We start from the raw sequence: 21,210 nt of genomic DNA, 5'->3' as shown, positions 1-21,210 counted from the left end.
AACCTGACAGGCTTATATCTCATATTCAATTTCGCCAATATAGATTATGTTGAAATTAGTGTTTTTTATTGATATCGGCTTCTTAATCTCATTGCTTGTAATAAAGGCTGCCGCATTAATATCTTCCAGATTTAGGCCTAAATTCTGCAGTCTTTTTTGAGCTTCTGCCAGCCACTGACTAGAATAAGAATATTTACTAAATTTTTCTTCAAAAGAAATCTGGTCATTTTCAAATCCGCATTCCATAAAGTCATGATCGACTGAGTATTCTCCTTGAGATTTAGCAAATTCGGAAATGTATTTTTCATCATTATCGTCTTCTTTATCAGAATAATAATTTTGATCTTCTCCAAAAAAATCAAAAAACTCTTTTTCAGTTTTAAAAGTCCCAAGCCAAAAATGACTGCTTTCTGTTGCCATAGTTTATTTTTTTTAGCAATATTGTTGTCTCTCCATTCTTTAGCCGTAATTCCGACAAAACAAGTTATCATCTCTTTAAATCAAAAAAAAAACCGTAATCACAAATGCAATCACGGTTTTCTCAAATATATAACAATTTTCTTTAATCTCTCAGCTTATACCAAACCAGCTTGAATTAAATATTCAGCGATTTGAATCGTGTTTGTCGCCGCGCCTTTTCTTAGATTATCAGCTACAATCCACATGTTTAAAGTATTTTCCTGGCTTTCGTCACGACGGATTCTTCCAACAAAAACATCATTTTTACCTTCTGCATACAATGGCATCGGATAAGTAAAGGTATCTAAATTATCCTGAACTGTTACCCCATCTGTATGGTGCAGGATTTCGCGAACTTCATTTACATCAAAATCATTAGTAAACTCCACATTTACCGCCTCACTGTGTCCGCCTACAACCGGAACACGAACTGCAGTAGCCGTAACTCTGATAGTATTGTCACCAAGGATTTTTTGAGTCTCACGAACCAATTTCATTTCTTCTTTAGTGTATCCGTTTTCTTCAAAACTATCGCAGTGTGGAATCGCATTTCTGTGAATTGGATATTTGTATGCCATATCTCCCTGCACTCCAGCATACTCATTTTCTAATTGTTTTACCGCTTTTACACCCGTTCCAGTGATCGATTGGTAAGTAGAAACAATGATTCTTCTGATGTTGTATTTTTGATGCAATGGAGCCAAAGCCAAAACCATCTGAATTGTAGAACAGTTTGGGTTTGCAATGATTTTATCTTCTTTAGTCAAAACAGAAGCATTGATTTCTGGAACTACCAATTTTTTAGTAGGATCCATTCTCCAAGCAGATGAGTTATCGATAACGGTTGTTCCTGCAGCAGCAAATTTTGGCGCCCATTCTAAAGATGTATCTCCTCCAGCAGAGAAAACAGCGATATCTGCTTTCATGTCAACTGCTGTTTGTAAACCTACCACTTTATATTTTGTACCTTTATATTCGATTTCTTTTCCAACTGATCTTTCAGATGCAACAGGAATTAATTCTGTAACAGGAAAATTTCTTTCCGCTAAAACTTTAAGCATTACTTCGCCCACCATTCCGGTAGCGCCTACAACCGCTATTCTCATTTTTATATTTTTATAATATCAATTAATCTAATTTGAGTTACAAAAGTAGCTATAATAAAAAACAAAACAATGTGCTTCACAAAAAATAACAAAATGTTATAATTCAAACAAAATATAAAAAAAACCGCTCCAATCAAGAAGCGGTTAAGTTAGACTTAGTGTAGCGGTATTATATCTTATTGTTTATTTTTTAATAAATCTCTAATCTGTGTAAGCAATTCTTCCTGAGTTGGTGCTGCAGGTTGATTTGGTGCTGGTTCTTCTTTCTTTTTAAGGCTGTTTATTGCTTTAATAATCAGGAATAAAACAAATGCCACAATAATAAAGTTAATTACAGCCGAAAGAAACATACCGTACTTAACCCCGCCAAAAGCTACCAAATCCTCTATTTTAGACAAATTAGCCGCATCCAGAGCCGGTTTTAATACTAATGGTGTAATTACGTCTTCAATAAATGAACTTACAATTTTACCAAAAGCAGCTCCAATAATTACTGCAACAGCAAGGTCAACTACATTGCCTTTCATTGCAAATGCCTTAAATTCAGAAAAAAATCCCATATCTGATTTGTTTAGTTTTTAAATATAATGAATATCGAAAATACGCAATTTTTCTGGATAGTTCTAAAAATTATCTGAAAAATACCCTTTTTACTCGCTGCGAAATACTCGTCATAATTTCGTACGGAATCGTTTTTAGCGCCTCAGCCATTTCTATAACAGTTGGGCTTTCGCCGAAAATCACTACAGAATCGCCTTCTTTGCAGTCAATTTCGGTTACGTTTACCATTAACATATCCATACAAACACTGCCGACTATCTTGGCTTTTTGATTTTTTATGACCACAAAACCAACTTCGTTACCCCACAATCTTGCAATTCCGTCAGCGTAACCAATCGGTATTGTAGCAATTTTGGTTTCTTTTTCGGCCATAAATCTTCTTCCGTAACCTACGCTGTCGCCTGCGGGAATGGTACGAACCTGCGAAATAATGGATTTTAAGGTTCCAACATTTTCCAGATACTTTTGTTCAGCCGGATCGTTTGAAACTCCGTATAAGCCAATTCCTAAACGCACCATATTGTACTGTGCATTAGGAAAATTACTGATTCCAGAGGTATTTAAAATATGACGAATCGGATTAATATTTAATTCGCTGATTAATCGTGAAGACAGTTTCTCGAACAACGCAATTTGTTTATTCACAAAATCATAATGTTTAGGATCGTCACTTGTTGCCAAATGCGATAACACACTTTGAACACGAACCGTCGAATTCCCTTTTAAGGTTTGAATCAGGTCTTCCAGCGTATTCTCTTCAAATCCTAAACGATGCATTCCGGTATCGATTTTTATATGAATCGGAAAATCTTTTAAATTCTTTTCGCGCGCTATTTTCAAGAACGCATTTAATCCTTTTATACTGTAAATTTCTGGTTCTAATTGATATTGAATAATGGAAGGAAAACTAGTTGATTCTGGATTTAAAACCATAATCGGTAATTTTATGCCGCCGTTTTTCAGCAAAATTCCTTCATCGGCAAAAGCCACTCCCAAATAATCTACTTTATGATGCTCTAATAATTTTGCAATTTCCAAACCTCCGTTCCCGTAACCAAATGCTTTTACCATTGCCATCATTTTGACATTAGTAGCGAGTTTAGCTTTAAAATAATTATAATTTTGGCTGATAGCGTCGAGATTAATCTCCAGAACTGTTTCATGAGTCTTTTCTTCGAGAAGTGATACAATTTCTTCAAACTGAAATGATCTTGCTCCTTTAACTAAAATGGTTTCGTTATTGAAATTTAGATGCTCAATTGCTGCTATAAAATCAGCTGTGTTTGGAAACATGGTACTGTTTTCAAACTGATTTTTAAAAGACGAAATTGTTGGCCCGATACCAATTACACGGTTTATTTTATTGTCTGAAATAAGCTGGGCAACTTTAGAATACAATTCTTCATTTGTGAAACCGCTTTGAAAAATATCCGACAGAATAACGGTTTTAGAAGCGCCTTTTTTCTTCTGGCTTTCCAGAAAATCCAACGCAATTTTCAGCGACTGAAAATCAGAACTATAACTATCATCAATGATACTGCAATTATTAATTCCGTTTTTTACTTCCAAACGCATGCGCACCGGATAAAGCATTTTAATTCGACTTTGAATGGCGTTCTGGTCATAATTAAAATAAAGCAGAACCAAAAGACATGAAATGGCGTTTTCTACTGAAGCCGAATCACTAAACGGAATTTCTAAAGTAAAATTTTCGTTTTTATAGCGATATTGAATTACTGTGTCTTCATTTTTGGTTTCTTTTTTCGAAATAAAAACTGCTGCACTCTGATCTGTAAAACTCCATGAAAAAAGTTTTCGAGGATGCATCATATATTCGGCAGCAAACTGCGATAAACAAGAATCAACGATTTCGTTTTTTTGATAAATAATTACCGGACATTCTTTAAACAAAAGTAATTTCTCATCAATCTTCTGCACCAAATTTTTAAAACCCTCATCATGTGCAGAACCAATATTGGTAAGAACACCAATTGTAGGTCTGATGATTTTCTCAAGCTTACCCATTTCGTTTACAGTGGAAATTCCAGCTTCAAAAATTCCTAAATTATGTTTTTCATTTATGGCAATTACCGAAAGCGGTACTCCAACTTGAGAATTATAGCTTTTAGGACTTCTGATAATATTAAAATCTGGGCTCAGTAAAAAATTAAGCCATTCTTTTACAATGGTTTTTCCGTTGCTTCCCGTTAATCCGATAATAGGAAAATGAAAAAGATTTCTATAATATGCCGCAAATTCCTGCAGTGCCTGTAATGTATTTTCTACCACCAAAAAATTGGCTTTATCAGCATAATTTTCAGGAATATACTGCACAACAAAATTCTGGACTCCGTTTTTTATCAGATCCGGAATAAATGAATGAGCATCGTTATTAACGCCTGCCAAAGCAAAAAACAAAGTTTGAGATCCGTTTTGAAGTGAACGGCTGTCAATTGAAATATGATCAATAAAAACATCTTTATCGGTACCGGCCCAATCAGCATTAAGAACTGAAATCAGGCTTTTTAAGTTTAGGCTCATTTAGAAATTTCTTTTATTCAAAATTACGGTATTCAGAATTAATTTGCCACGAATTCACGAATTAGCACTAAATTTTCTTTTTTGCTGCGCAGCTTTTTTTGTGGCAGATTAAAATGATTTTCGCAGATTTTGTCTTTTTGAATAGCTTTAAAATTTGTGAATTCGCGGTAAAAAAATAAAAAAAACAATCTTTTATAATTCTCTAATATCTCGCAAAAAAGTATATTTGTTTTTACACCACTAATTTTTGTATTTTGAAAAAGTTTCTCCCAATCTTCTCTTATATACTGCATCCGATTTTTATATCGCTTTACGCCACTTTATTCTATTTGTTTTACAAAGGAGATCTGTTTAGTACTCAGGAAAAATATTTTGTTTTATTTCAAATATTGGTGATCAATGTAATTGTTCCTGTTTTGTTTTATTTATTGCTAAAATCAACCGGGCATGTAAAATCTATTATGCTGAGCCAGACCTCAGAACGTACAATTCCGCTGGTTTTACAATGTTTTTTGTATATTTTATTGGTTAAGAGAAGTATTGTAATTATTCGTTATCCAGAGCTTCATTTCTTTTTTCTTGGCGCTTTATTCAGTACAATTACGGCTTTGATTTGTGCGCTTTTCAAAATAAAAGCAAGTTTGCACATGACCGCGATAGGAGGTTTTACAATTTTTGTTATCGGGCTCAATATTCACCTTCAAATGCACAATCCGTATTGGACTGCATTACTTATTTTGCTTTCTGGAATTGTGGCTTCGTCACGCTTAGAAATGAACGCACATACTTCTAGAGAAATATTAATCGGATTGTTTGTCGGGATTATGCCGCAGCTGCTTTTTTTATACTTGTGGTTATAGGATATAAAAAATCAAACCTGCATTTAGGGTTTTCAAACTAAGCTTATCGCCGTTTACAGTCGCAGCCGATTTAAACAACGGACTTAAACCATAATAAATATAAAGATTCCAAGTATTATAACCCGCAGAAATATAAGGTCCGTACTGAAATTTATTGATGTCTTTATTATTATTGATTCTGAAAGTCTGTATGCCGTCATCTAAAATGGAAGTATTAGAAAAAATATAACTCAATTTCATCCCCCCATAAATACGCCAGAATTTATAACTCTCAAAAGTAGAGTTGCGCCATCTAAATTCTATCGGAAGTTCTACAGTATACTGTCTGTAGCGGTTAGACACAAATTGTCCGTAGTCGCTTACGCCATAAGCAATTGTTCCAGAAGCATCTTTAGAAATAGTCAGATTTTGAAAATAGTTTTGATAACTTAATCCTAAACCTGTCGCAATAGCTATGTTCCTGTTTTTGTTAAGAGGCATGTCGCGAAGAAAACCGCCCGAAAGTCCGAGAGAAAATTTATTTTGCTTAAACTGCTGCGGAATGTCGGTAAACATATTATAGGTAATCGAAAAATAAAACTGATCTTCTCGATACAGCGAGTCAATTTTGACCAACGGTTTTACTTCGGGTTTAACTTCTTGTGCAAGAGAGTAAAAACTAGAAAGTAAAATGAAACAGCTGTATATAATTCGCATATTGAAGATTTATTTTTAGAGGTTTTCAAAACAAACGGTTTTCAAACCCAATTTATTTCATATACAAATATAATATAATGATGCCTTTGGATTCGATTCTGAGCTGATTATTCTTTTTTAATAAAGAATAAAACCATTTTATTGTACTTTTTTCAACAAATACAGTTTTCGTAATAAAAAATTGATTCGTTTTTATTTTTATCTTTTATACCTTTGCAAGGCATGAAAAGAAAGCAGCTCATAATAAGTTTCTCATCTGCTGTAATGATATTGTTTTCAATATTGTTTCAGTCGATACACAGTTATGAGCATATTGTAAAACAGCTTTCAGAGAAACAATGCCATCATGACTATAATGATCCTAATGGCGAAATAACGCATCAGCACCATGATTACGACTTGTGTTTTGTCTGTAATTTTGCTTTTGGCAGTTATATTCTTCCCGATAGTTTTTCGTTTCAGGTTCTTTCTTTTCAAAAAGAAACTCCCTATTTTTTTACTTTCACAGAAAAAATACTTTCGTTTTCTGGAGATTATTACTTTTTACGCGGTCCTCCGAGCACTGTAGTTTCTTAAATTTTCGATGTATTCGAACAATCTTTTTTTATTCTAAACTTACGTTTGCTTCAATTTTGCATAATTCAAAATTGTGTGCTTGTCTGGCTTTTAGTTTAAAAAATCAATCATTAAAACTATAGCATCATTTTCAAATGAAAAAACTTATCATAGCCCTTATTTTAGGGTTTTCGAGCATACTTTCTGCTCAAAATTCTGTTTCTGGAACCGTAACCGATTCTCAAAACCAGCCCATGCCAGGCGTTTCTGTTTATGCGCCAGAACTTCACAAAGGAACCACAACAGACGCTAATGGAAAATATGAATTTAACAATCTTCCTAATGGAGCTCTGCGTCTTTCTTTTGCCTTTGTCGGCTACAGCACTCAAAATAAAACTATTGCCAAATTATTAAAGCAAAACGTTTTAGACATTACCTTAGAAGAATCTATTCTAGAAATGGATGAAGTAATTGTCTCAACTCCTTTTAACAAGCTGCAATCGCAGAACGTAATGAAGGTAGAACATGAAAGCATCAAAACATTACAACAAAAAGGGACTTCGACATTGATTGAAGGTTTGGCAACAATTCCAGGAGTTTCTCAAATTTCGACAGGAACTTCAATCGGAAAACCTGTAATTCGAGGTCTTAGCGGCAATCGTGTTTTGGTTTATTCTCAAGGCGTTCGTATCGAAAATCAGCAGTTTGGCGACGAGCATGGCTTAGGCTTAAACGATGCCGGAATCGAAAGTGTTGAAGTGATAAAAGGCCCGGCTTCTTTATTATATGGCTCTGATGCTCTGGGAGGTGTTTTGTATTTTAATCCTGAGAAATTTGCTGATGCTGGTGATTTTAAAGCCAACTTCAGTCAAAAATATTTTACGAATACGCAGGGAAGTAATTCTTCAATCGGACTGAAAACATCTACAGACAATTGGAAATTTCTGGCTCGCGGAAGCTATAACACACATTCTGATTACAAAATTTCAGACGGTGACCGTGTAACAAATTCCCGCTATAACGAAACCGATTTTAAAACCGGGATTGGTTACAGCAACTCCAGCTTTTCAAGCGTTCTTCGTTACAATTACAATAAATTGGATATCGGAATTCCAGAAGATGGAATCGCAGAACAATCTTCGAGCAAAGACACGCAGTTTCCGAGACAAGGGATTTTCAATCATTTGTTGAGTTTAAACAATGTTATTTTCTTTGAAAATTCTAAACTGGATGTTGATTTAGGCTATATTTCTAATGACCGAAGTGAGTTTGAAGACAGCAATGAAGCTTCACTGCACATGAAATTGAATACTTTTAATTATAATGCAAAATACCATTTACCTAAATTAGGGAATTTTGAAACGATTTTTGGTGTTCAAGGAATGCATCAGACCAATAAAAATTCTGGTGAAGAATATTTAATTCCAGACGCAACAACAAATGATTTTGGTGTTTTTGGAACGGCTAATTACGAATGGAATTCCAACGTAATTCAGGCAGGACTTCGTTTTGACAACCGAAATGTTACTTCAATTGCTCATGGGACTGAAGGTGAAGAGGGTTATTTTCAGGCTTTAGACAAATCTTTTGACAGTTTTAATGCTTCATTGGGATACAAAACAAATTTAGCAGCATCGCTTACACTTCGTGCGAATGTTGCAACAGGATTTAGAGCGCCAAATTTAGCAGAATTAACTTCAAACGGTGTTCACGAAGGTACAAACCGCTACGAAATTGGGAATGCAAATTTGAAAACAGAACAAAACGTTCAGACTGATATTAACTTAGAATATAAAAATTCACATTTCGAATTCTTTGTTAACGGATTCTACAATCATGTAAACAACTACATCTACACTTCGCCAACCGGAGACGTTCTAGAAGATAATGATGTTTTTGCTTATGTTCAGGATAATGCAAAATTATACGGCGGTGAAGTTGGGCTTCACTTTCACCCGCATCCATTAGATTGGTTACACTTTGAAACGAGTTTTGAAACCGTAACGGGCAAAAAAGACAACAATGATTACCTGCCTCTGATTCCTGCAAACAATTGGAACAATACACTTAGAACAGAGTTTAACATCAAAAACTGGTTGAGCGAAGGTTTTGCTTCTTTGAATGTTTCTTCGACTTTTAACCAAGATAATGTTAGCGGCTTTGAAACGGCTTCTAAAGGCTATACTTTAGTAAATTTAGGTTTTGGAGGTACTGTGAAACTTGGAAAAACGGCTTTTGACATTAACTTAAACGGAAACAATTTATTCGATAAAAAATATATTGCACATCTTTCGCGATTAAAAACAGACGGAATTCCGAACATTGGAAGAAATATCGTTCTGGGAGTTAATTTCAACTTATAAGATTTTATTTAACCGCTAAGACGCTAACATGAGCGCAAAGTTCGCAAAAGCAAATAACTTTGCGTCCTTTGCGCTTTTTTCCTTGCGTACTTTACGGTTAAACATTACCAGTCTCACAAAAAGTGCTATTTTTGTTAAAACCGATATAAACTATACTAATGAAAAAATCAATTTTTATAATGGCAATCATGACCGCGGGCACGTCGTTTGGACAGCATAAAATTCAATATCCCCAAACTAAAAAAGGAGAAACTGTTGATGTTTATTTTGACAGTAAAGTAAGCGATCCTTATCGTTGGTTAGAAGATGATAAATCTACCGAAACCGAAGCTTGGGTAAAAGCCGAAAACAAAGTTACCTATGCTTATTTAGACCAGATTCCGTTTCGTGAGGAACTTAAAAAACGAATGGAAAAATTGTGGAACTTCGAAAAAATAGGAGCTCCTTTTACTGAAGGAAAATTTACGTATTATTCTAAAAATAATGGTTTGCAAAATCAATCTGTTATATACAGAAAAGGCAAAGACGGAAAAGATGAAGTTTTCTTAGATCCTAATACTTTCTCTAAAGACGGAACTACATCGCTTGGAGGATTAAATTTTTCTAAAGATGGGAGCAAAGCAGCTTATTCAATTTCTGAGGGAGGAAGCGACTGGAGAAAAGTTATCATTATTGATGCCGTCTCTAAGAAAGTTTTAGAAGATACTTTGGTCGATGTAAAATTCAGTGGTGTTTCATGGCGCGGAAACGAAGGTTTCTACTACTCAAGTTATGATAAACCTAAAGGAAGTGAATTGTCTGCCAAAACAGATCAGCATAAATTGTATTTTCACAAATTAGGAACTTCTCAAAAAGAGGATAAAGTCATTTTTGGAGCAGACCAAAAAAGAAGATATGTCGGCGGTTATCTTACTGAAGACGACAAATATTTGATTATTACAGCCGCTAATTCAACTTATGGAAACGAATTGTATATTAAAGATTTAACTAAACCAAACAGTCCGATTGTAACTATTGTTGACAACTTTAACAGCGACAGTGTTATTATCGAAAATGAAGGAAGTAAATTGTTTATTGAAACCGATTTGAACGCACCCAACAAACGTGTTGTAACTGTTGATGCTAATAATCCAAAACCAGAAAACTGGAAGGATTTTATTAAGGAAACAGAGAATGTCTTGAATCCATCTACCGGCGGGGGTTATTTCTTTGCTAACTACACAAAAGATGCTGTTTCGTTAGTCTTACAATACGATTACAGCGGAAAATTAGTTCGCGAAATCAAACTTCCTGCGGTTGGAACAGCTTCTGGATTTGGTGGTAAAAAAGAAGAAAAAACACTTTATTACAGTTTTACCAATTATACCACACCAGGAAGTATTTTCTCTTTTGATCCGAAATCTGGAAAATCTGAAGTGTATCAAAAACCAAAAGTTGATTTTAAGAGTGAAGATTACGAATCTAAACAAGTTTTTTACACTTCAAAAGACGGTACAAAAGTTCCGATGATTATTACTTATAAAAAGGGAACTAAACTTGACGGTAAAAATCCAACTATTCTTTATGGATACGGTGGTTTCAATATTAGTTTAACTCCAAGTTTTAGTATTGCAAATGCCGTTTGGATGGAAAATGGAGGCGTATATGCAGTTGCCAACTTAAGAGGCGGCGGCGAATACGGAAAAAAATGGCATAATGCAGGAACAAAACTTAACAAACAAAATGTATTTGACGATTTTATCGCTGCTGCAGAATATTTAATTGCGCAAAAATATACCTCATCTGATTATCTGGCTATTCGCGGAGGATCTAACGGAGGTTTATTAGTAGGTGCAACAATGACGCAACGTCCTGATTTAATGAAAGTTGCTTTACCAGCGGTTGGTGTTATGGATATGCTTCGCTACAACGCTTTTACAGCAGGTGCAGGATGGGCTTTTGATTACGGAACAGCGCAAGACAACAAAGAAATGTTTGAATATTTAAAAGGTTATTCTCCAGTTCATAATGTAAAAAAAGGAACCAATTATCCTGCAACAATGGTGACTACAGGAGATCACGATGATCGTGTAGTTCCAGCACACAGTTTTAAATTTGCTTCTGAATTACAGGAAAAACAAGCAGGAGAAAATCCAGTTTTAATCCGAATTGATGTTAAAGCAGGTCACGGTGCAGGAAAATCTGTTGCAGCTTCTATACAAGAGAATGTAGACATTCAGGCATTTACGCTTTACAATATGGGCTTTAAAACTTTGCCTTCAAAGTAAGACTTTAAAACTTAAATTTTTTCAGCCACGAATTCACGAATTATTTTGTGAGTTCGCGGCTAATTTTTTGCCACATTTTTTCGACAAGGACTAATTGATTTTACCGCAAAGCACGCAAAGTTTTTTATACAAAAGTATCTTTAGAAGATGCAAACTTCGCAAAGCTTTGTATTGAACCAGCTTTGCGAACTTTGTTTTTTTTACAAACCAGACTGATACAAAAACTTTACGTGCTTTGCGGTAAAATAAAATCTGTATACTTCTGCTTAAATCTATTTCAATCTGCGTGAAAAAATTATTCGTAAAAATTAATGCAATTGGTTGCAAACCTTTTTTAAATTTGAGAAACTAAAAAACCATAAAAATGAAAATTATAAAATGGGGAATAATTGGCTGTGGAAACGTAACCGAAGTTAAAAGCGGACCAGCTTTTCAGAAAGCCCCAAACTCCGCTTTGGTTGCTGTGATGCGAAGAGATGCCGCGCTTGCTGAAGACTATGCCAAACGCCATAATGTTCCAAAATGGTACTCAAATGCAGCCGACTTAATAAATGATCCAGATGTTGATGCGGTTTATATTGCTACTCCTCCATCCTCTCATAAAGAATATACTATTTTATGTGCCAAAGCCGGAAAACCAGTCTATGTTGAAAAACCAATGGCTCTGACTTTTGAAGAATGCAATGAAATGATCAGCGTTTGCAAAGAAAATAATGTTCCTTTGTTTGTTGCCTATTACAGAAGAGCTTTACCCCGTTTTTTAAAAATAAAAGAAATAATCGACCAAGGAAAACTGGGGAATATCAGACACGTAAACTGTGTTTTATATCATCCGTTTGAGGAACGTTATGACGACGAAATCAATCTTCCGTGGACGGTTTTACCGCATATTTCTGGAGGCGGCATTTTTGTCGATTTAGCTTGTCACACGCTCGATTTCCTGGATTTTGTTTTAGGTCCGATAAAGTCTGTTAAAGGGCACGCGACTTCGCAATTATTGGCTTATCCAGCCGAAGATAGTGTTTCGATGTCATTTTTATTTGAAAATGGAATTCACGGTTCTGGAATATGGAATTTTGCTAGTTTTGAACGTTATGATAATACTGAAATTGTAGGTGATAAAGGCAAAATTTCATTCTCTACTTTTGGGAACGATCCTTTACATATTCAATATGCAGACGGAGAAAAAGAGAGCATTACAATAGAAAATCCACTTCATATTCAGCAGCCTTTTATTGAAACAGTTATGGCTGAGCTTTTAGGACAAGAAGGTGCTTCGCCGTCAAAAGGAATTTCTGGAGCAAGAACAACTTGGGTAATTGATGAAGTTTTGAAAGAGTTTAGGAATTCTTCTAAATAATATTATTTAGAATTGAATTGCCTCCTGCTTTAGCTGGAGGTTTATAAATTCATTAATTGATAGGGCTTTAGCGAAATTTAGGTTTGGCTAAAGCCTTTTATTCTGATTCATTTTTAACCTCCAGCTAAAGCAGGAGGCAATTCATCGTAAAAAAAGAGGATATTCTTAACGAATATCCTCTTTTTTTTAAAACTAAAAACTTCTATAAAATTATAGGCTGTATTTTAAACCAATAGTTAAACCAATACCAGAAATACCAACAAAAGAACTGATATCATCAGTAGCTTTAGTATCATCAAAACCTGCTGCATTAGTTACTTTACTGTTTGAACCAGTAGTTAATTGGCTTACATAATTCGTATGAATTGCAGAATAAGAAGCATCTTGTCTAAAAGTAGATGGTGTGTGTAATTTATCTACTCCATTTTCAGTAAACACGGTAGTTTCTTTAGTTTTTCCATGTACTGTAAAGTTTCTATATTCAACTTCAGCAAATAGAGCAATATGTTTACCTAATTTATAAGAACTTCCAATTGCTGCCATAAAACCAATTGTTGGATTAGGTTTTACAACGTCTTCAGAGTATGTTTTTGCCATTACTCCTGCTGCTGTAGAATATTCGCGATTTGTTTCAATTGTTAAATCACCATGTATAGGAACAATAACCCCTACTTTTGTATATGGTTCAAAACCTTTAGCTTCTCCCAAGAACAATACTAATGAAGGTGATAAATCCCAAGCTCTAATTTTTCCTACAGCATCTCCAGTTACAAAAATATTTGTTGGAGAAGTAGCAACTAGACGATTTTGAGTTTCAACCATCAATTTATCTGCACTAGAATAGTAGTTAACCCCCATCTCAACTCCTAAACGTGTAGAAAAACGGTAACCAACAGTTAATCCAGAACGGAAACCTTCTCCAAAAGAACCATGATTTGTTTTTCTCGAAATTAAAGTAGTACCATTAGATCCGTAAACATCCGTATTAGGTAATTGACCATTTACAATTGGAAATTCGGTAGCTGCAGTCTGAAGGAAATAAGACCCACCTAATTTAAAATACCAGCTTTCTGGTTTGTCTGTTGTTTGCGCCATTGTGGCCATAGAGCAAACTAATAATCCTAATAAAAATAGGTTCTTTTTCATAATTCTGTTTTAATTAATTTATACAAACTTAGAACATTTAACTACATCGTTCTAGTCCGCATGGTTAGACGTGTCACGAAATCGTTATAATTTCGCGCAATATTACTAAAAAACTATTATGCATGCATATTTTTAACTAAAAAATCCAAGATCTGTTTAAATTTTAACTGTTAATTTTTTAGTTCAATTTAAAGTTAATTTGCATTTTTTCTAATTCCTGCAGCAATTCAGCTGAAATCTTAATTTTTAAACGACGGCTTGGCATAGTCAGTTTGGTTACAACCTTTATCTCTTCAACCTCATTTACTTCCTGAATTTTTGTGTTCTCAACTCCCTCGTCTTCATTGTCGCTTTCATCTTCAAAAACAGCGTCATCAGCTTCAAAATCGGTTGGTGTTTCTACCTCAACCAAACGCTTTATTTTTTCTAATTCCATGATTTCAAAAGTCACGGTATTATCCCCTTTATTTTCGTTAAACAAATGACTTAATTTATGAATAAATTCAGCCTGAAGATCTTTAATATTCAATAAAACAATTAACTTTTTGGCAAATGCTTCCAAAATATCCTGAAGCTGTCGAATCTCGACAAACTGCATTCTCGGATCGGATTTTTTTCCTGTATCGTGATTGACCCAGCCATCTTTTATTAAAATTTTCAGGAAAGCAAAATTATTCTGAATCAGGAAATGGCGGAATTTTAAATATTCTTCCCCAAAAATCTTAAACTCATAACTTTCGTCATATCCTTCTAAATTAAAGACTGCCCATCCTTTTCCGTTTTTCGCTACACGATGCTGCACGTTATTAATGATTCCTGCAAAGTTTAAATTTTTACCCACATATTCATTCATACTTTTCAACGCTTCTAATCGGGCGTTGCAGAAGTATTTCATTTCAAATCTAAAATCATCCAGCGGATGTCCGGAAATGTAAATCCCGACCACTTCTTTTTCTTTTGCCAGCTTTTCCATCGTGCTCCAGTCTTCACATGGAGGCACAACTGGTTCGGCAATCTGGACTTCGCTGGTTTCTCCAAACAAACTTACCTGAGAAGAGTTTTCATTTTCCTGAAACTTCGACCCATAACGCATGGCTTTTTCATAGAACGTAATTCCGTCACCATCGTCATGAAAGTACTGCGCTCTGGTCGTTCCTTCAAAAGAATCGAATCCTCCGGCAAGTGCTAAATTTTCAATCGCTTTTTTATTCGCTGCGCGCAAATCAATTCGCTTCGCCAAATCAAAAATCGATTTATATCTTCCGTCTTTTCTATTTTCTACAATAGTTTCTACTGCTCCAGAACCTACTCCTTTGATCGCTCCCATTCCGAAACGAACCGCGTAATCATCGTTTACAGTAAATTTATAGTACGATTCGTTAACATCTGGCCCGAGAACCTGTAAGCCCATACGTTTGCATTCTTCCATAAAAAACGAAACCTGTTTGATGTCGTTCATGTTATTCGAAAGTACCGCCGCCATATATTCTGCAGGATAATGTGCTTTTAAATAAGCTGTTTGATAGGCAATCCACGCATAACAAGTCGAGTGCGATTTGTTGAAGGCGTAACTCGCGAAGGCTTCCCAGTCTTTCCAGATTTTCTCCAGAACTTTGGCATCGTGACCTTTTGCGGCAGCTTGCTCCACAAACTTCGGCTTCATTTTATCCAGTACGTCTTTTTGTTTCTTACCCATCGCTTTACGCAAAACGTCGGCCTCACCCTTTGTAAATCCTGCCAAAGACTGAGACAAAAGCATTACCTGCTCTTGGTAAACCGTAATTCCATAGGTTTCAGACAAATATTCGGCACAGGCATCTAAATCGTATTTGATTTCTTCGTCACCATTTTTTCTTCGAACGAAAGACGGGATATACTCCAAAGGTCCCGGACGGTAAAGTGCATTCATTGCAATTAAATCCCCGAAAACCGTCGGTTTTAAGTCTTTCATGTATTTCTGCATTCCAGGCGACTCGTATTGGAAAATACCAACCGTTTCACCTCTTTGGAAAAGCGCATACGTTTCCTCATCATCAATCGGAAAAGTATCAGGATCTAAATCTATTCCTGTTCTATATTTTACCAGTTTAACGGTGTCTTTTATCAGCGTAAGGGTCTTCAGACCCAAGAAGTCCATTTTTAGCAGTCCGGCACTTTCTGCAACCGAGTTGTCAAACTGCGTTACATATAAATCAGAATCTTTTGCGGTTGTAACGGGAACATAATTCGTAATATCCGACGGCGTAATGATTACCCCGCAGGCGTGAATTCCTGTATTACGCATTGATCCTTCCAGAATTTTTGCCTGCTGGATCGTCTCTCCTGCCAAATCATCTTCATTGGCAATCGCAATTAATTCTTTTACATTATCAAATTCATCCGAACGAAGCGCTTTTTTAACTTCTTCTTCACTTTCAGAAATAAAACGCGCCAGATTCCATTTTGACGGCATCATTCCCGGAATCAGTTTGGCAATTCTATCGGCTTCAAATAATGGTAAATCCAGTACACGAGCCGTATCACGAATCGCCGATTTGGTTGCCATTTTACCATAAGTAATAATCTGCGCTACCTGTTTCTGACCGTATTTGTTGATTACATATTCCATTACACGTCCACGACCCTCGTCATCAAAGTCGATATCAATATCGGGCATCGATACACGGTCAGGATTTAAGAAACGCTCAAAAAGCAAATCGTATTTAATCGGGTCAATATTCGTGATTCCCAGACAGTACGCAACGGCAGAACCCGCTGCAGATCCACGTCCCGGCCCAACAGATACATCCATCTTTCTGGCTTCGGCAATGAAATCCTGTACAATCAAAAAGTAACCAGGATATCCTGAATTCGAAATCGTTAATAATTCGAAATCCAAACGTTCCTGAATCGATTCTGTAATTTCGCCATATCTCCTTTTGGCACCTTCCATAGTTAGGTGTCTCAGGTATTTATTCTCTCCTCTTACACCGCCGTCAGCTTCATCTTCTGCCACTACAAATTCTTCTGGAATATCAAATTTCGGAAGCAATACATCACGATAAAGTGAATATCCTTCAACCTTATCGACAATTTCTTGAATATTGATAATCGCTTCTGGCAGATCGGCAAAGAGTTTTTTCATCTCTTCTTCCGACTTGAAATAGTATTCCTGATTTGGAAGTCCGTAACGATAACCACGACCGCGGCCGATTGGTGTTGCCTGCTTTTCACCATCTTTTACACAAAGTAAAATGTCGTGCGCATTGGCATCTTCTTTATTTAAATAATAAGTATTGTTGGTTGCAATTAATTTGACATTATGCTTTTGAGAAAACTCAATCAGGGTTTTGTTGACACGATTTTCATCTTCCTGATTGTGGCGCATTACTTCCAGATAGAAATCTTCGCCAAATTGTTCTTTCCACCAAATCAAAGCTTCTTCTGCTTGGTTTTCACCGATGTTCAGAATTTTACTCGGAATTTCTCCGTATAAATTCCCAGACAGTACCATGATGTCACCTTTATATTGTTCCACAATTTTGCGGTCAATTCTCGGTACATAATAAAATCCGTCTGTATAAGCAATCGAAGCCATTTTTGCCAGATTGTGGTAACCGGCTTTATTTTTGGCCATTAAAACAACCTGATAACCGTTGTCTTTTTTACTTTTATCTAAATGATTTTCGCAGATATTAAATTCACAGCCAACGATTGGTTTAATCTCTGTTTCTGTTGGTTCTTCACCAGCTTCAACCAAAGCTTTGTTTTTGGCAGAAGCCCCTTTATTATGATTCATAACGGCACTCACAAAATGGAAAGCTCCCATCATGTTTCCGGTATCAGTCATCGCAACGGCAGGCATTCCATTTTTGGCTGTAGCAGCAACAATATTTCCAATTCCGATTGTAGATTGAAGAACCGAAAACTGCGTATGATTGTGTAAATGCGCAAATTTTGCGGCTTTAAAATCGGCTTTATCAGATTCTGAAACTACAGTCGGCGTTTCATCAACTTGCAACGCTTTGATCTGCTCTCTGATTTTATCAGAAGCTGCTTTTAAGTTGATGTGTTTTAAACCAATTAAAGGAAATTCCTGCGGGTTTCTTTCTTTAAATTCCTTAAAATATTCTTTAGGAACATCAAGCTCTTCTTTGGTAAAAACCTCTCTTCTAACCAATTCTAAGAAACAACGCGTCGTTGCCTCCACGTCGGCAGTTGCGTTGTGCGCTTCTGCAAAAGGTTTGTCAAAAAGATAGCTGTGTAATTCGGTCAAGGTCGGAAGTTTGAATTTTCCTCCACGACCTCCAGGAAGCTGTAATAAAGAAGCTGTAACCTCGGTACAGGTATCCAAAACCGGCATTGAACTCATCTGAGACTCTACTCCCATTCTATGGAATTCGGCGCCCATAATGTTCACGTCAAAACCTAAATTCTGACCAACGATAAATTTGGTTTTGCTTAAAGCGATATTGAATTTCTCCAAAACCTCAGCCAGTGTGATTCCGTCGGCTTCAGCCAATTCAGTGGAAATTCCGTGAATACGTTCGGCATCATACGGAATATTAAATCCTTCTGGTTTTACCAAATAATCCTGATGTTCGATAAGCTGTCCCATTTCGTCGTGAAGCTGCCACGCGATTTGTATACAGCGGGGCCAGTTATCAGAATCGGTAATTGGGGCATCCCAGCGTTTTGGTAATCCGGTTGTTTCGGTATCGAATATTAAATACATAGAGTTAAAATACAAAAATTAAACTCCAAATCCCAAACTTATCCCATATAAATATTTGATTACATGGAAGATAATAAAGTTATAAGTAAATAATGGAGGAAGTTCAAATTTACGCTTTTTTTTGGCTTCAGGAAATAAAGAATTAAACAAAAAGCATTAATCAAAATCATTATTAGAAACTGTTAAAAACCAATAAAAATGATAAAATTTGGATTCTTTAATCCTAAAAAATTCGATTATTCATTTTGGATACTCATTGCACCAAAATGAGCACTTTTTAACTGCATGCTATCCTGAACTTTGCCTTATCAATTTAAAACAATTATTATGAAAACTATTTTTATTACAGGTGCTTCTTCAGGATTAGGAAAAGCTACAGCAAAATTATTTCAGCAAAAAGGATGGAATGTTATCGCAACAATGAGAAATCCTGAAAAGGAAACAGAACTTTCTGATTTAAAAAATGTAACACTATTACCGTTAGATGTTACCAATTATGAGCAAATACAAAACACGGTTCAAAAAGCCATTCAATTAAGCGATATTGATATTGTTTTCAATAATGCCGGGTATGGTTTAATTGGGCCTCTTGAAAGCCTTTCTGATGATCAGATTACCAAACAGCTTAATACTAATTTACTTGGAGTTATTCGTGTTACCAACGCTTTTATTCCGTATTTCAGAGAAAGAAAAAGCGGGTTATTTATCTCTACAACTTCTATTGGCGGTTTGATTTCGTTTCCTTTAGGATCTGTATATCACGCAACAAAATGGGGACTTGAAGGCTGGAGCGAAAGCATGGCGTATGAATTAAATCCGTTTGGAATAAACATTAAAACCGTTTCTCCGGGTGGTATTAAAACAGAATTCCTTCATGGTTCACTTGATACCGGAGTTAAACCGGAATACCAGGCAATGGCAGACAAAATGTTTGAAAATGTAGATGTAATGTTTGAAATGGCATCAACGGCGGAACAAATTGCAGCTGTTGTTTACGAAGCCGCTACAGACGGAAAAAACCAACTGAGATATGTAGCAGGAGAAGATGCAAAAGCACTTTACAAACAAAGACAGGAACAAGGAGACGAAGTTTTTCGTGCTGCATTTGGCAAACAATTTTTAGGCGCATAATAACTCTTAATTAAGAATAATGCCCGAAAAGCATTAAGCTTCAGCGGAGCAGAACATTTAAAGAAATTCAATAATCCAGATACAAAAGAGCTCCAATGGAGCGAAATATACTTGTATTACAATAAATATTTCGCTCCGCGGGAGCTTCTCTCTCCATAATAAATACGATTTCTATAAATATTTAGATTCTCTGAAGCTGGTCTTTCAAAATCAGGAAGGCTGTTCAATACCTTTCGAAAAATCTAATTAATCCTTTAATTTTTATACATTTATATCATGGAAAAGAAAAATAACAATCCTGCAAAAATTTCCTCTATATCACAATTTCATTCTTTATTGAAGCTGCCTAAACCTCTTCATCCTATGATAAGTCTGGTTGATAATACACAGCTTGTTATAAATGGAGATTTAACAAACAATTCTTTTTTGCTCGATTTTTATAAAATATCCTATAAATTTTCTACACACGGAAAAATGGGTTACGGTCAGGGTTATTATGATTTTAATGAAGGAGGATTAATGTTTGCTTCTCCCAATCAATTGATTTTTACTGATAATGAAGAAGGAGCCGAATATGGCGGTTATACTTTGCTTTTTCATCCGGACTTTATTCGAAATTATCCTTTAGGCAAAAACATCAAAAAATACGGTTTCTTTTCCTACGATACCAATGAAGCACTGCATCTTTCTGACAGCGAAAAAACAATTATTATAGGACTATTGACCAGCATTGATAACGAACTTCATACTGCAATTGACGAAATGAGCCAGGATGTAATTGTTTCTTATATTGACGTTTTGCTTAATTATAGTAATCGTTTTTACAAACGCCAATTTATTACACGCAAAACGATAAGCCATGATTTATTACTCAGAGTAGAAGAAACGCTGGACAATTATCTTAATAATGCAGAAACTTTGAAACGAGGCCTGCCCACAGTTGATTTTCTTGCTTCACAAATTAACGTTTCTACTCACTATTTAAGCGATATGCTTCGAAATTTAACGGGACAAAATGCGCAGCAGCACATTCATTCAAAACTAATAGAAAAATCAAAAGATTTCCTGATTACCACCAATCTTTCGGTAGCAGAAATTGCATATCAATTGGGTTTTGAATATCCTCAATCGTTTAGCAAACTCTTCAAAAAGAAAACTAAACTGACTCCTTTAGAGTTTAAAAATTCATTGAATTAGACTTCAGGACTATTCTTAGACCATATTCCTCTCAACTCTGTTTTTTCTCTTAAAAGAGATAAAAATTCATAAAAATTCACTTCTTGGATGTCGTAGTATTTTAGTCTTTTTTTGAGGATATAGAATCATTCTAAAAAGGCTTTTTACGTCAAAAAAAAGTCAAAAAGAGCCTATTTGTCAAAAATTCAAAACTGTCAATTATTACTATTTTTATCTATTTTGTTACATTTTTTCAAACCAAACACACTATTTTA

14 protein-coding genes are annotated in these 21,210 nt (G+C 35.4%); 7 read left to right on the top strand and 7 right to left on the bottom strand.

Translation table 11 applies throughout. The annotated features are described in order from the left end of the window. Positions 1-12 precede the first annotated feature (12 nt). The 4 genes from C4F50_RS09330 to C4F50_RS09315 all read right to left on the bottom strand — a co-directional run bounded on the left by C4F50_RS09330 (position 13) and on the right by C4F50_RS09315 (position 4,667). On the bottom strand, positions 13-420 hold the full coding sequence (locus C4F50_RS09330; RefSeq protein ID WP_193846231.1) for an immunity 22 family protein: 408 nt from the start codon (positions 418-420) through the stop codon (positions 13-15). A 155-nt stretch (positions 421-575) separates the two neighbouring features. Next, positions 576-1,565 (bottom strand): aspartate-semialdehyde dehydrogenase, encoded by a 990-nt coding sequence (locus C4F50_RS09325; RefSeq protein ID WP_193846229.1) that lies wholly within the window; start codon positions 1,563-1,565, stop codon positions 576-578. Positions 1,566-1,741: 176 nt separating this feature from the next. Beyond that, positions 1,742-2,125, bottom strand: coding sequence for a large conductance mechanosensitive channel protein MscL (gene mscL, locus C4F50_RS09320; RefSeq protein ID WP_193846221.1), 384 nt, complete (start codon positions 2,123-2,125; stop codon positions 1,742-1,744). Positions 2,126-2,195: 70 nt separating this feature from the next. Next, the gene (locus C4F50_RS09315) at positions 2,196-4,667 is read right to left on the bottom strand and encodes a bifunctional UDP-N-acetylmuramoyl-tripeptide:D-alanyl-D-alanine ligase/alanine racemase (protein ID WP_193846220.1); all 2,472 of its coding nucleotides are present in this window, start codon (positions 4,665-4,667) and stop codon (positions 2,196-2,198) included. A gap of 254 nt (positions 4,668-4,921) precedes the next feature. Between C4F50_RS09315 and C4F50_RS09310 the strand changes: the two genes are divergently transcribed. Further along, positions 4,922-5,527, top strand: coding sequence for a hypothetical protein (locus tag C4F50_RS09310; protein ID WP_228011996.1), 606 nt, complete (start codon positions 4,922-4,924; stop codon positions 5,525-5,527). Here C4F50_RS09310 and C4F50_RS09305 read toward each other — a convergent pair. Then, on the bottom strand, positions 5,522-6,223 hold the full coding sequence (locus tag C4F50_RS09305; RefSeq protein WP_193846218.1) for a porin family protein: 702 nt from the start codon (positions 6,221-6,223) through the stop codon (positions 5,522-5,524). The two genes, C4F50_RS09310 and C4F50_RS09305, sit on opposite strands and share 6 nt — an antisense overlap. 222 nt (positions 6,224-6,445) lie before the next feature. On the opposite strand from C4F50_RS09305, the gene C4F50_RS09300 reads away from it, so the two are divergent. From C4F50_RS09300 to C4F50_RS09285, 4 genes are all read left to right on the top strand, one after another. Continuing rightward, the gene (locus tag C4F50_RS09300) at positions 6,446-6,799 is read left to right on the top strand and encodes a hypothetical protein (RefSeq protein ID WP_193846216.1); all 354 of its coding nucleotides are present in this window, start codon (positions 6,446-6,448) and stop codon (positions 6,797-6,799) included. Between the two features lie 134 nt (positions 6,800-6,933). Continuing rightward, the gene (locus tag C4F50_RS09295; RefSeq protein WP_193846214.1) at positions 6,934-9,141 is read left to right on the top strand and encodes a TonB-dependent receptor; all 2,208 of its coding nucleotides are present in this window, start codon (positions 6,934-6,936) and stop codon (positions 9,139-9,141) included. A 179-nt stretch (positions 9,142-9,320) separates the two neighbouring features. After that, positions 9,321-11,408, top strand: a complete 2,088-nt coding sequence (locus C4F50_RS09290; protein ID WP_431357476.1) for a prolyl oligopeptidase family serine peptidase — start codon at positions 9,321-9,323, stop codon at positions 11,406-11,408. Positions 11,409-11,772: 364 nt separating this feature from the next. Next, the gene (locus C4F50_RS09285) at positions 11,773-12,768 is read left to right on the top strand and encodes a Gfo/Idh/MocA family protein (protein WP_193846210.1); all 996 of its coding nucleotides are present in this window, start codon (positions 11,773-11,775) and stop codon (positions 12,766-12,768) included. A 210-nt stretch (positions 12,769-12,978) separates the two neighbouring features. On the opposite strand, the gene C4F50_RS09280 is transcribed toward C4F50_RS09285, so the two are convergent. Both C4F50_RS09280 and dnaE read right to left on the bottom strand, forming a co-directional pair. Further along, positions 12,979-13,914, bottom strand: coding sequence for an outer membrane beta-barrel protein (locus C4F50_RS09280; RefSeq protein ID WP_193846208.1), 936 nt, complete (start codon positions 13,912-13,914; stop codon positions 12,979-12,981). Between the two features lie 178 nt (positions 13,915-14,092). Further along, entirely contained in the window at positions 14,093-18,628 is a 4,536-nt protein-coding gene (gene dnaE / locus C4F50_RS09275) for a DNA polymerase III subunit alpha (RefSeq protein WP_193846206.1), read from the bottom strand. A gap of 327 nt (positions 18,629-18,955) precedes the next feature. On the opposite strand from dnaE, the gene C4F50_RS09270 reads away from it, so the two are divergent. After that, on the top strand, positions 18,956-19,759 hold the full coding sequence (locus C4F50_RS09270) for an SDR family oxidoreductase (protein ID WP_193846204.1): 804 nt from the start codon (positions 18,956-18,958) through the stop codon (positions 19,757-19,759). 276 nt (positions 19,760-20,035) lie between these two features. Next, positions 20,036-20,956 carry a helix-turn-helix domain-containing protein gene (locus C4F50_RS09265; RefSeq protein ID WP_193846202.1) on the top strand — a complete coding sequence of 307 codons (921 nt, stop codon included), beginning with the start codon at positions 20,036-20,038 and terminating at the stop codon, positions 20,954-20,956. Positions 20,957-21,210: the final 254 nt, after the last annotated feature.

It is taken from the genome of Flavobacterium hungaricum (assembly GCF_015182285.1).
In the GTDB taxonomy this organism is placed as follows: Bacteria; Bacteroidota; Bacteroidia; order Flavobacteriales; family Flavobacteriaceae; genus Flavobacterium; species Flavobacterium hungaricum.
This window is presented reverse-complemented; position numbering and strand designations above follow the sequence as displayed.

Bases quoted from the DNA above. Each gene is read 5' to 3' on its own strand.
- C4F50_RS09330 (WP_193846231.1), bottom strand. From the start codon at position 420: ATGGCAACAGAAAGCAGTCATTTTTGGCTTGGGACTTTTAAAACTGAA.
- C4F50_RS09325 (WP_193846229.1), bottom strand. From the start codon at position 1,565: ATGAGAATAGCGGTTGTAGGCGCTACCGGAATGGTGGGCGAAGTAATG.
- mscL (WP_193846221.1), bottom strand. From the start codon at position 2,125: ATGGGATTTTTTTCTGAATTTAAGGCATTTGCAATGAAAGGCAATGTA.
- C4F50_RS09315 (WP_193846220.1), bottom strand. From the start codon at position 4,667: ATGAGCCTAAACTTAAAAAGCCTGATTTCAGTTCTTAATGCTGATTGG.
- C4F50_RS09305 (WP_193846218.1), bottom strand. From the start codon at position 6,223: ATGCGAATTATATACAGCTGTTTCATTTTACTTTCTAGTTTTTACTCT.
- C4F50_RS09300 (WP_193846216.1), top strand. From the start codon at position 6,446: ATGAAAAGAAAGCAGCTCATAATAAGTTTCTCATCTGCTGTAATGATA.
- C4F50_RS09295 (WP_193846214.1), top strand. From the start codon at position 6,934: ATGAAAAAACTTATCATAGCCCTTATTTTAGGGTTTTCGAGCATACTT.
- C4F50_RS09290 (WP_431357476.1), top strand. From the start codon at position 9,321: ATGGCAATCATGACCGCGGGCACGTCGTTTGGACAGCATAAAATTCAA.
- C4F50_RS09285 (WP_193846210.1), top strand. From the start codon at position 11,773: ATGAAAATTATAAAATGGGGAATAATTGGCTGTGGAAACGTAACCGAA.
- C4F50_RS09280 (WP_193846208.1), bottom strand. From the start codon at position 13,914: ATGAAAAAGAACCTATTTTTATTAGGATTATTAGTTTGCTCTATGGCC.
- dnaE (WP_193846206.1), bottom strand. From the start codon at position 18,628: ATGTATTTAATATTCGATACCGAAACAACCGGATTACCAAAACGCTGG.
- C4F50_RS09270 (WP_193846204.1), top strand. From the start codon at position 18,956: ATGAAAACTATTTTTATTACAGGTGCTTCTTCAGGATTAGGAAAAGCT.
- C4F50_RS09265 (WP_193846202.1), top strand. From the start codon at position 20,036: ATGGAAAAGAAAAATAACAATCCTGCAAAAATTTCCTCTATATCACAA.